Genomic DNA, 10,208 nt, shown 5'->3' with positions numbered 1-10,208 from the left:
AGGCCTTCGCCATGATCAAGCCCGCCCAGCGTTAACAACGCTCGTGATCAATACACCTAGACCCCCGGCCGCCTGACCTCGGCCACCCCCGCCTCGTACAGCGCGTGCGCCGCCCGTAGGACCAGGTCGTCCCGGTGGCGGGCGGCCACGAGTTGGAGGCCGATCGGCAGGCCGTCGCCGTCGGTTCCCACGGGGACGGTCGCCGCCGGCTGCTGGGTCAGGTTGAAGGGGTAGGTGAACGGGGTCCAGCCGGTCCAGCGGCGATGGCCCGAGCCCTTGGGGACCTCGGCGCCCGCCTCGAACGCCGTGATCGGGAGGGTCGGGGTGACGAGGAGGTCGTAGGTGTCGTGGAAGTGGCCCATACGGCGGCCCAGTGCCATACGGACGTCCACCGCGGCCAGATAGTCCAGCGCCGAGCGCCGGGCCCCGGCGGCGCAGATCTCCCGCAGACCGGGGTCGAGCAACTCCCGCTGGTGCGGTCCCAGATGCTGGGTGACCCGGGCCGCCCCGGTGAACCACAGGGTGTGGAAGGCGTCCACCGGGTCGGTGAAGTCGGGGTCGGTCTCCTCGACGTACGCCCCGAGACCCGCCAGCCGCTCCACCGCCCGCCGTACCGCCGACGCGACCGCGGGACGCACCGCCACCTGGCCGCCGAAGGACGGCGAGTAGGCGACGCGCAGCCCGCGCACCCCGTCGGACAGCGCCGTGACGAAGGAGCCCGGCGCCGGCGCGAGCGCCGACCAGTCGCGGGAGTCGGGGGTGCCGATGACGTCCAGGAGCAGCGCCGCGTCGGCCGCGTCCCGGGTCATCGGGCCGACATGCGCCAGCGTGCCGAAGGCGCTCGCCGGGTACAGGGGCACCCGGCCGTACGTCGGTTTCAGGCCGAAGATGCCGCAGAACGCGGCCGGGATCCGGACACTGCCGCCGCCGTCCGTGCCCAGCGCCAGCGGCCCCGCGCCGAGCGCCACGGCCGCCGCCGCGCCGCCGCTGGAGCCGCCCGCGGTGCGGGTCGGGTCGACGGGGTTACGGGTGACGCCGTGCAGCGGCGAGTCGGTGACGCCCTTCCAGCCGAACTCAGGGGTGGTCGTCTTGCCGAGGAAGACCGCGCCGTGCTCCCGCAGCCGGGCCACCGAGGGCGCGTCCTCGTCCCAGGGGCCCTGCTCGGAGAGGGTCTTCGAGCCCTTCAGGGTCGGGCCGCCGCGCATCAGCAGGATGTCCTTCACGGTCACCGGGACACCGTCGAGCAGCCCGGCGGGAGCGCCGCTCCGCCAGCGCTCGGCCGATTCGGCGGCCCGCGCGAGGGCCTCGTCGGCGGTGAGGCGTACGAAGGCATTGACCTCCGGCTGGATCCGTTCGGCCCGCTCCAGCGCGGCGCGGGTGGCGTCGACGGGGCTGAAATCCCCCTGTCGGTATCCGTCGAGGAGTTGTACGGCGGTCAGTTCGGTGAGATCCGTCATGCGTCGCCCTCCAGCCGTAGACATCAGCGTCCGGGTACGTACCCACGCTGCTTGTCGACCACGTTCAGCAGCGGTCTGCCCGCCTCCCACCGCTCGTACAACTCCACGAACTGACGCCCGAGTTCATCCCGCCAGCCGATCGTGTCCCCGCTCATGTGCGGCGAGACGATCAGGCCCGGCAGCTCCCACAGCGGGCTGTCGGGCGTGAGGGGCTCGTGCTCGAAGACATCGAGCGCCGCCCCCGCGATCCAGCGCTTGGTGAGTGCCTCGGCCAGGGCGTCCTCCACGACGAGCTGCCCGCGTCCGACGTTGATGAACCGCGCCGAGGGCTGCATGACACCGAAGCGGCGCAGATCGAACATGCCGTGCGTCTGCTCGGTGAGCGGCGCCGCCGAGATCACCCAGTCGGCGCGGGACAGCAGCCGGTCGAGATCGTCGGGGCCGTGGATCCCGGTGCGCGGGACCCGTCCGACCAGCGCGGTGGTGACGTCGAGCGCCTTCAGCGTGCGGACGATCGTACGGCCGATGGGCCCGGACCCGACGACGCACGCGCGCGTGCCCGCGACGCGCTGCCCTTCCCGGTGCCGCCACTCCCGGCCCCGCTGGAGATCCAGGGTCCGCGGCAGATCCTTGGCCATCGCCAGCACCAGCGCGGCGACGTACTCGGCGATCGGCTGGTCGAAGATCCCGCGCGCGTTGGTGACCACGGTGTCGGACTCGGTCAGCTCCGGGCACATCAGATGGTCCACCCCCGCGCTCGCCGTGTGCACCCAGCGCGGCCGGGGCCCCTCGCCGGGCCAGGCGTGACGTACGGCGTGCGAGGTGAAGTCCCAGACCAGGAGCACATCGGCGTGCGGCAGGCGTGCGGCGAGCGTCGACGGGTCGGCGTGTTCGACACGGGCGCGGCCCGTGAGGCGGCCGAGGCGGGGGAGGGGTTCGGCATCGAGGACGAGGAGCGTGGGCGGGGCGCCGGGCGAGGTCATTCGGGGTCGCTTCTCCAGGGGTCGCGAAGGCCGTTTCTCGGGGGTGTGCGGACGCCGTCCCAAGGAGTTCTACTGGAAGGGACGGCCGTCTGACATGCGAGGTTTGACCACGCTCGCACCCGAACCTACCTTCGTCAACACGGGCGTTAAGTACGGTCCGTTGCTCACCTGTTTCTCGTAGTGAGGGCGGTGCCTGCCATGAGCTCCATGGACATCTCCTTCCTCGGCGGACCGTTGCCGCAGCGCGGTGTCGGAGTCGTCGCGCCGTTCGACTTCGCACTGGACCGAGAGCTGTGGCGCTGGGTCCCGGACGAGGTCTCGCTGCATCTGACCCGGACGCCGTACGTCCCGGTCGAGGTCAGCCTGGATCTGGCACGTCTGGTCAGCGAACACGAGACGCTCGGCGACGGCGTCCGCACCCTGACCGCGATCTCGCCCGAGGTCGTCGCCTACGCCTGTACCTCCGGCAGTTTCGTCGGCGGCATCGCGGGCGAGCGGGCGATGTGCGAGGCGATGACACAGGCGGGCGCGGTGCCGTCCGTCACCACCTCGGGCGCCCTGCTGGAGGCGCTCGCCGAGCTCGGCGTACGGCGGGTCGCGCTGGTGACGCCGTACACCGTGTCGGTCACCCGGGCCCTGGAGGAGTACGTCGCCGAGGCGGGGATCACGGTCACCGGGTGCGCCTTCATGGGGCTGACCCGGCACATCTGGAAAGTCCCGTACCGCGATGTGGCCGACATGGCCCGCACCGCCGTGCGCGGCGTCGCCGACGCCCTGTTCATCAGCTGCACCAACCTCCCGACCTACGACGTGATCCCCCAGCTGGAGGCGGAACTGCGCATCCCGGTTCTCTCGGCCAACCAGGTGACGATGTGGGCCGCGCTGCGCAGGCTGGGTACTCGGGCGGTGGGGTCCTATCAGGCGCTGATCGATCCGGCGGCCCGGATCGACCCGACGACCCGCAGCGGGCCCGTGCTCCCGGACGTGCCTGATCTTCCCGAGCAGGAACAGCAGTAGCAGTGGACGGAGAAAGGCTGACATGACCGCACTCGGATTTCTCTACCCGGGCCATTCCGCCGAGGACGACTATCCGCGCATCGAACAGCTGCTGGGCGGGGGCGTCCGGGTCGACCTGGTGCACACCGACATCGGCGAGGACGCGCACCGGGTGGACGCTCTGCTGCGGATGGGCTCCGCGGAGCGGCTCGCGGCGGGCGTGGAGGCGCTGCGGCTGACGGGTGCCGAGGCGGTGGTGTGGGCGTGCACCTCGGGCAGCTTCGTCTACGGCTGGGACGGCGCCCATGAGCAGGTGCGCACCCTCGCCGTCACCGCGGGCATGCCGGCCTCGTCGACGTCCTTCGCCTTTGTCCACGCCGTACGGGAGCTCGGCGTACGGCGGGTGGCGGTCGGCGCGACCTACCCCGACGACGTGGCCGCGCTCTTCGCGGAGTTCCTCACGGCCGGGGGCGCCGAGGTGCTGTCGGTGCGCGGCTCCGGGATCATCACGGCCGCCGAGGTCGGCACCTGGGGCGAGGCCGAGGTGTTCGCGCTGGCCAAGGAGGCGGACACGGCGGACGCGGAGGTGATCCTGCTGCCGGACACGGCCCTGCACACCGCCGCCCACATCCCCGCCCTGGAGCGCGAGCTGGGCAAGCCGGTCCTCACCGCCAACCAGGTCACCGTGTGGGAGGCACTGCGCCTGACGGACCGCAGGGTGAACGCACCGGCACTCGGGGCGCTGTTCACCCGGGAGCCGATCGTGCAGGTTTAGTGCCGCATCCCTCAGCCCGTCCGGCGTTTGAGGGCGAGTTCCTGCCGTCGCTGGTCCCTGCCCACGCGCTGGGGGTGGCGCACGGGCGCGGCTTGTTCTCGGCGCGGGCCCGTAGTCCTTCAGTTCGTCCGGCGCCTGAGGCCGAGTTCCTGCCGTCCCTGGCCCCACCCACCCGCTGGGGGCGGCATACGGGCGCGGCGTGTTCTCGGCGCAGGCCCGCGATCCTTCAGCCCGTCCGGCGTTTGAGGACAAGGCCCCTTCAGGGCCGGTAGCGGGGGTCTGGGGGCGCAGCCCCCAGGATGGGACGGGTAGGGGCGGCGGGGGCGAGGGAATAAACCGGAGACAGCCTCCTGTTAACCGCGCTGACGACCAACCGCACGGCGAAACAGCAGGAGGCACCAGGTGACGGCAGACGAGATCCGAGGCGAGACACAGGGCACCGCCCCCGTCCCCCTCTCCGTGCTGGACCTGGTCACGGTCAGCTCCGGCCGCACCGCCACCGACGCCCTGCGCACCAGCGTCGAGCTGGCCCGTCTCGCGGAGTCCCGCGGCTTCCACCGGTACTGGGTCGCCGAGCACCACTCGATGCCCGGCGTCGCCTCCTCCTCGCCCGCCGTGATCCTCGCCCACCTCGCCGCCCACACGGACCGCATCCGCCTGGGCTCCGGCGGCGTGATGCTCCCCAACCACGCCCCACTGGTCATCGCGGAACAGTTCGGCACCCTGGAGGCCATGGCCCCGGGTCGGATCGACCTGGGCCTGGGCCGCGCCCCCGGCACGGACGGCGCCACCGCGGCCGCCCTGCGCCGCACCGACCACCTGAACGAAGGCGCCGACGACTTCCCCGAGCAGCTCGCCGAGCTCACCCGCTTCCTCGACGACGACTTCCCGGACGGCCACCCCTACCGCCGTATCCACGCCGTCCCCGGCCCGGTCCAGGCGACCTCGCCCGGCGGCGTCCAGTCCCCGCACCGCCCGCCGGTCTGGCTGCTGGGCTCCTCCGGCTTCAGCGCCCGTCTGGCCGCGGTCCTCGGCCTGCCGTTCGCCTTCGCGCACCACTTCTCGGCCCGCAACACCATCCCGGCCCTGGACCTGTACCGGGAGTCCTTCCAGCCCTCCGCCGCCCTCGACCGCCCGTACGCCGTCATCGGCGTCTCCGCACTGGCCACCGACGACGAGAAGGAGGCCCGGCGCCAGATCAAGGCCGCCGCGCTCAGCATGGTCCGCCTGCGCACCGGCCGCCCCGGCCTGATCCCCACCCCGGAGGAGGCCGAGGCGTACGAATTCACGCCGATGGAGCGCGAGTTCGCCGACTCCTGGAACGCCAACATCGTCCACGGCACCGCCGACGAGGTCCGCGCCGGCCTCGACGACCTCCAGAAGCGCACCGGCGCCGACGAGTTGATGATCACCGGCAACGCGCCCGGCATGGACATCCGCCTGCGTTCCTACGAACTCATCGCGGACGCCTATGGACTGCCGAGGGCCTGAGAAACCCTCACACCCGCACACCCAGCAACTCGGAGATACGATCCGGCGGCACCGGCCGCGAGTACAGCCACCCCTGGCCGGTGTCGCAGCCGATCCGGCGCAGTCGTGAGGCCTGCGCCAGCGTCTCCACGCACTCCGCGGTGACCGTCAGACCCAGCCGGTGCGCCAGCTGGATCATCGCCTCGACGACGACCTCGTCGGCCGGGTTCGGCGGCAACTCGGCGGCGGCGGCGCTGCTGTCGCTCTCGTACTGGAAGCCCCGTACGAAGGAACCGTCCAGCTTCAGCACCGACACCGGCAGCCGGCTCAGATACGCGAGATTCGAGTAGCCCGTGCCGAAGTCGTCGATCGCGATGCGTACGCCCATGTCGCTGAGCGCCTGGAGGTCCTGGAGGGGTCGTCCCGCCGAGCCCATGACGGCCGACTCGGTCAGCTCCAACTGGAGCAGATGCGGGGCGAGTTCCGTCTCGTCGAGGATGCGGGCCACGTCCGCCACCAGGTCGGAGTCCCAGACCTGGCGCACCGCGACGTTCACGCTCACGAAGATCGGCGGCTCATCGGGATGCGCCACCTGCCAGGCGCGGGCCTGACGGCAGGCGGTCGCCAGGATCCAGCGGCCCAGCGGAACGATCGAGCCATCTTCCTCCGCCAGTCCGATGAACCGATTCGGCGCCAGTACGCCGAACTGAGGATGTTTCCAGCGGACCAACGCCTCCACACCGCGCAGCCGCCCGTCCTCCATGGCCACCAACGGCTGGTACTCCAGGGCGAACTCACCGCGCTCGATGGCCGGGCGCAGCGTGGCGGCGAGGGCCTGACGGGTGATGAGGTGGGCGTTGCGCTCGGGGTCGAACAGCGTCCAGCGGTCCTTGCCGTCGGTCTTCGCCCAGTACAGCGTCGTATCGGCGGCCTGCATCAGGGCGGTGGGGCTGGTGCCGGCCGCGTGCCGTTCGACGACGCCGATCGAGGCCGACACCGACAGACGCCGGCCGGCGATGTCGAAGGGGGCGCGCAGCGCGTCGAGCACCGACTCGGCGAGGTCGGCGAGTTGCTCGGTGCCCGTCGAGTCCTCGACCAGCAGGGCGAACTCGTCCCCGCCGAGCCGGGCCACCAGCGGCGGGCTGGAGCGGGCGTGTCCCGCCTCCTCGGCGCAGTGTGTGAGCCGCTCGGCGACGGCGGCCAGCAGCTTGTCGCCGACGCGGTTGCCGAGTGTGTCGTTGATCGCCTTGAAGCCGTCAAGGTCCAGGTAGCACAGGCCGATTCGGCCGGTGGTGCCGCTCTCGTCGTACGACTCCACCTCCAGCGCCGCCGACAGCCGCTCGAAGAACAGCGTGCGGTTGGGCAGCCGGGTCACCGGGTCGTACATCTGCAAGTGCCGCAGCCGCGCCTGGAGTTCGCGGTGGGCGCTGATGTCGGACAGGGACAGCAGGACACCGCCGGACGCGTCGCCGGGCAGCGGCGCGACCGTGACCTGCACCCACAGGAAGTGTCCCGCCGGGTGCTTGATGCGGCGGGTGCACCGCAGTTCGGCCTGCCGGCCGCGCAGCACCTCGCGGTACGCCTGCCAGGTCCGGGTGTCTGAGGCCAGGTCCACCAGGTCGGCGGCGACGGAACCGGTCAGGTCCGCCTGGGCCGTACCCAGCAGATCGGCGAAGGTCGGATTGGCGCCGGCCACCAGGCCCTCGCGGTCCACCACGGCCATCGCCAGGGGCGCCGCGGAGAAGGCGGAGGAGTAGGGCGGCACACCGGCACCGGGTGATGGCGGCGCGCTACTCTCTGTGACGGCCGGCCGGATGAGGTCTGCCGCGGGCGTCGGCCCTTCGGACGTTCCGCTCACCGCTCGCTCCCGCAGTGCACTCGATCTTCGGATGGGTCTCATCTCAATGGCCGGCCGGGTCGCGGTCGGCGCCGGGCCGTGTCCGTGCAGGGAAAGTGTCAGGAAAGTGTGCCGATCATAGAGGCTGCTCCCGGGCCCTTCCACCTACTGTCCAGTGTTCCCGCGCAACGCGCGCATCCGACAGATCGTTTCTGCCCGCACGTGGACGGCTTCTTCGGGCCCCCGACCGTTTGTGACGTTCCGTGAGCGAATCGGGGGTGTCGACCCTGACGCGCCTCCGGCCCACTCACCCGTCCGGTGCAGCAGAACAGGACGTAGTACGACAATCACACACAGGCTGGGTGCGGTGTCCCGCGAACCGCACTCGGAGGTCCACGTGCCGCGTCAGTTCCCCCTGCTCCGTGGGACGGGCCTGTTGCGGGACAGGTCCCGACTGCGCAAGCCGGCAGCCGTGTTCACCACCATGTCGGCGCTCGCCGCGACCTCCCTGGTCGTCGGCCCCTCGGTCGCCGAGCCGTTCGACTCGTCCCCCTGCGCCCTCGAACGCACCGACGCCCATCACTCCGAGGGCCTGGACACCTGGAACGCCTCCTACTCCCGCCCCACCCGCAAACTGGACGCGGTCATGGTGTTCCTGTCCTTCCCCGACTCGGCACCACAGACCACGCCCGCCGAACTGACGGCCGACCACTTCCCCGCCACCACCCACTTCTTCGAACGCGCCTCCTACGGCAGATTCACCCTGCGGCCCCATCCACTGCGGCACTGGCTGCGCATGCCGCGCCCGTCGACGTCGTACGCCATAAAGCGCGACTGGCGTGTCGCCGACCGCGCGGCCTATCTCCGTGACGCACTCGCCGTGGCCGACCGTGAGGTGGACTTCTCCCGCTACGACGTCGTCTACTTCGTCGCCGACCCGGACGCCCCCGGCGTCGACTCGGACGCCACGAAGGTCGTCAACCTGGAGACCCCGCTACGAGCCGACGGCAAGGACATCCGCCGCGTCGTCACCGTCTTCGAGAACCACCCACCCGACCGCCTCGTCCTCGCCCACGAGACCGGCCATGTCTTCGACCTCCCCGACCTGTACCACCGCCCGGTCGACGGCAAGGGCGACTGGGACACCTACGTCGGCGACTGGGACCTGATGGGCAGCCAGTTCGGCATGGCACCGGACCTCTTCGGCTGGCACAAGTGGAAGCTGGGCTGGCTGGACGCACGGCAGGTGGTGTGCGTCCAGGGCGCGGACGGCGACGGCTCCACGCGGCTGACACTGGAGCCGTTGTCGGCCGGGCCGGGGCGAGTGATGCAGGCGGGACCACCCGGGGCGGCCGCGATGAGACGGGGCGCCTTCGACTCCTACGACCCCTACGGCACCCACCCCTCCCGCACCTCCTCCGGCACCGGGTCGGCTTTCGGCCTGGGCGCCGGCGTCAAGCTCGCCGTCGTCCGTACGGGCCCCGACAGCGCCCTGGCCTTCGAGGCGCGCGGTCCCTCCGGCAATGACATGGAGGCCTGCCGCCAGGGGGTCCTGGTGTACCGGGTCCGCAGCCAGACCGAGTCCGGCGGCGGACCGGTCGAGGTGATCGACGCCCACCCCCACAGCGAGGCCTGCTGGGAGGAATCCGTCTACCCACCACTCGCGGACGCACCGGTCGGCCTGGGCGAGAGCTTCACGGTGCCGGGGGAGGGGGTCCGGGTGGAGGTGGAGGGGCGAACGGCTTCGGGGGCGTGGACGGTGAAGATCACGACGGCGGGGTGACTCGGGCGGCCGGTGACTTCCGTGACCTGCGGCCACGGCAGCCGACAGTGGAGGGGGTGTGGGTGGCGAAGGCGACCTTGGGAGCCCTCACCTCAAAATGCGAAAGCCCCCCGCAGCTGCGAGGGGCTTTCACTGTCGGTGCGCCGCCAGGGACTCGAACCCCGGACCCGCTGATTAAGAGTCAGCTGCTCTAACCAACTGAGCTAGCGGCGCCTGCTGACGTCGTAGACCTTAGCATCCTGATCGGGGTGGGGAAAAATCGATATCCGCACCGCGGCTCGGGCCGCCCTCACGGCCGCCCAGACCAGTACCTCGGGGCCCGGCAACCAGGGATTACGGGTGTCCGGGGCGACCAGCCAGCGGGAGCCGGAGGAGGTCGGGGACGCCGCGTAGGTGTCGGTCGGCGCCGGGACGGTGACCGCGTCGCCGGTGCCGTGGCACAGCAGCGGCGGCATGCCGTCGGCGCGGCCGAATTCCTCCCAGCGCAGCAATGAGGGCAGCCGCTGGGCCGTGCCCGGTGCCGCGAACATCAGGATCCGCCCGCGGAAGGCGGCCACCGGCCCGGACCCCGGGCCCTCGTCCCAGAGCCGGTCCAGCATCCGGCGCCCGAAGATCGCGGGGACGCTGACGACATCGAAGACGGAGCCGCAGGGCAGGACCACCGGAGCCGTGGGGCGTTCCCCCCAGAGGGTGAGCGTGCTGCGCGGATACGTTCCTGCCGAGGCGAGCCAGGCGGCGCCGTCGGGGGTGACTCCGCAGATGCCGGAGGGGCCGGAGATGAGGTCGTCCCGTGTGCTGCTCATGACCCATACATCTACTGGGCGTGAGCAGACGGTCTCCGAGTGTTGCCGAAATGCGGGACAGGAGGAGGCGGGAGCGGGTATCTTGCCCGCCCGGCATATGCCAT

General features: G+C 71.5%; 8 protein-coding genes and 1 tRNA gene. 4 read left to right on the top strand and 5 right to left on the bottom strand.

The window, feature by feature from the left end; translation table 11 throughout:
• Positions 1–56 precede the first annotated feature (56 nt).
• Both IE325_RS09010 and IE325_RS09005 read right to left on the bottom strand, forming a co-directional pair.
• Positions 57–1,457, bottom strand: a complete 1,401-nt coding sequence (locus tag IE325_RS09010; protein WP_190069189.1) for an amidase — start codon at positions 1,455–1,457, stop codon at positions 57–59.
• Positions 1,458–1,480: 23 nt separating this feature from the next.
• Positions 1,481–2,440: a D-2-hydroxyacid dehydrogenase gene (locus tag IE325_RS09005; RefSeq protein ID WP_190069188.1), complete on the bottom strand. Its 960-nt coding sequence runs from the start codon at positions 2,438–2,440 to the stop codon at positions 1,481–1,483.
• Between the two features lie 207 nt (positions 2,441–2,647).
• Here IE325_RS09005 and IE325_RS09000 point away from each other — a divergent pair, with 207 nt between their 5' ends.
• From IE325_RS09000 to IE325_RS08990, 3 genes are all read left to right on the top strand, one after another.
• Complete coding sequence (locus IE325_RS09000; RefSeq protein ID WP_190069249.1) at positions 2,648–3,457, top strand: maleate cis-trans isomerase family protein; 810 nt, start codon at positions 2,648–2,650, stop codon at positions 3,455–3,457.
• Positions 3,458–3,479: 22 nt separating this feature from the next.
• The gene (locus IE325_RS08995) at positions 3,480–4,211 is read left to right on the top strand and encodes a maleate cis-trans isomerase family protein (RefSeq protein WP_190069187.1); all 732 of its coding nucleotides are present in this window, start codon (positions 3,480–3,482) and stop codon (positions 4,209–4,211) included.
• Positions 4,212–4,613: 402 nt separating this feature from the next.
• Positions 4,614–5,702, top strand: a complete 1,089-nt coding sequence (locus tag IE325_RS08990; protein WP_190069186.1) for an LLM class flavin-dependent oxidoreductase — start codon at positions 4,614–4,616, stop codon at positions 5,700–5,702.
• A 7-nt stretch (positions 5,703–5,709) separates the two neighbouring features.
• Here the strand turns inward: IE325_RS08990 and IE325_RS08985 are convergent, their stop codons facing one another.
• Positions 5,710–7,581: a putative bifunctional diguanylate cyclase/phosphodiesterase gene (locus tag IE325_RS08985; RefSeq protein WP_373315130.1), complete on the bottom strand. Its 1,872-nt coding sequence runs from the start codon at positions 7,579–7,581 to the stop codon at positions 5,710–5,712.
• 304 nt (positions 7,582–7,885) lie between these two features.
• On the opposite strand from IE325_RS08985, the gene IE325_RS08980 reads away from it, so the two are divergent.
• Positions 7,886–9,301: a M6 family metalloprotease domain-containing protein gene (locus IE325_RS08980; RefSeq protein ID WP_190069184.1), complete on the top strand. Its 1,416-nt coding sequence runs from the start codon at positions 7,886–7,888 to the stop codon at positions 9,299–9,301.
• Between the two features lie 139 nt (positions 9,302–9,440).
• Here IE325_RS08980 and IE325_RS08975 read toward each other — a convergent pair.
• A tRNA-Lys gene (locus tag IE325_RS08975) sits at positions 9,441–9,514 on the bottom strand.
• The gene (locus tag IE325_RS08970) at positions 9,505–10,104 is read right to left on the bottom strand and encodes a bifunctional DNA primase/polymerase (protein WP_190069183.1); all 600 of its coding nucleotides are present in this window, start codon (positions 10,102–10,104) and stop codon (positions 9,505–9,507) included. The genes IE325_RS08975 and IE325_RS08970 overlap by 10 nt, the downstream gene beginning before the upstream one ends.
• Between the last annotated feature and the right edge of the window lie 104 nt (positions 10,105–10,208).

This window comes from Streptomyces lanatus, from assembly GCF_014655715.1.
Classification (GTDB): Bacteria; Actinomycetota; Actinomycetes; order Streptomycetales; family Streptomycetaceae; genus Streptomyces; species Streptomyces lanatus.
This window is presented reverse-complemented; position numbering and strand designations above follow the sequence as displayed.

Bases quoted from the DNA above. Each gene is read 5' to 3' on its own strand.
- IE325_RS08995 (WP_190069187.1), top strand. From the start codon at position 3,480: ATGACCGCACTCGGATTTCTCTACCCGGGCCATTCCGCCGAGGACGAC.
- IE325_RS08985 (WP_373315130.1), bottom strand. From the start codon at position 7,581: ATGAGACCCATCCGAAGATCGAGTGCACTGCGGGAGCGAGCGGTGAGC.
- IE325_RS08970 (WP_190069183.1), bottom strand. From the start codon at position 10,104: ATGAGCAGCACACGGGACGACCTCATCTCCGGCCCCTCCGGCATCTGC.
- IE325_RS09000 (WP_190069249.1), top strand. From the start codon at position 2,648: ATGGACATCTCCTTCCTCGGCGGACCGTTGCCGCAGCGCGGTGTCGGA.
- IE325_RS09005 (WP_190069188.1), bottom strand. From the start codon at position 2,440: ATGACCTCGCCCGGCGCCCCGCCCACGCTCCTCGTCCTCGATGCCGAA.
- IE325_RS09010 (WP_190069189.1), bottom strand. From the start codon at position 1,457: ATGACGGATCTCACCGAACTGACCGCCGTACAACTCCTCGACGGATAC.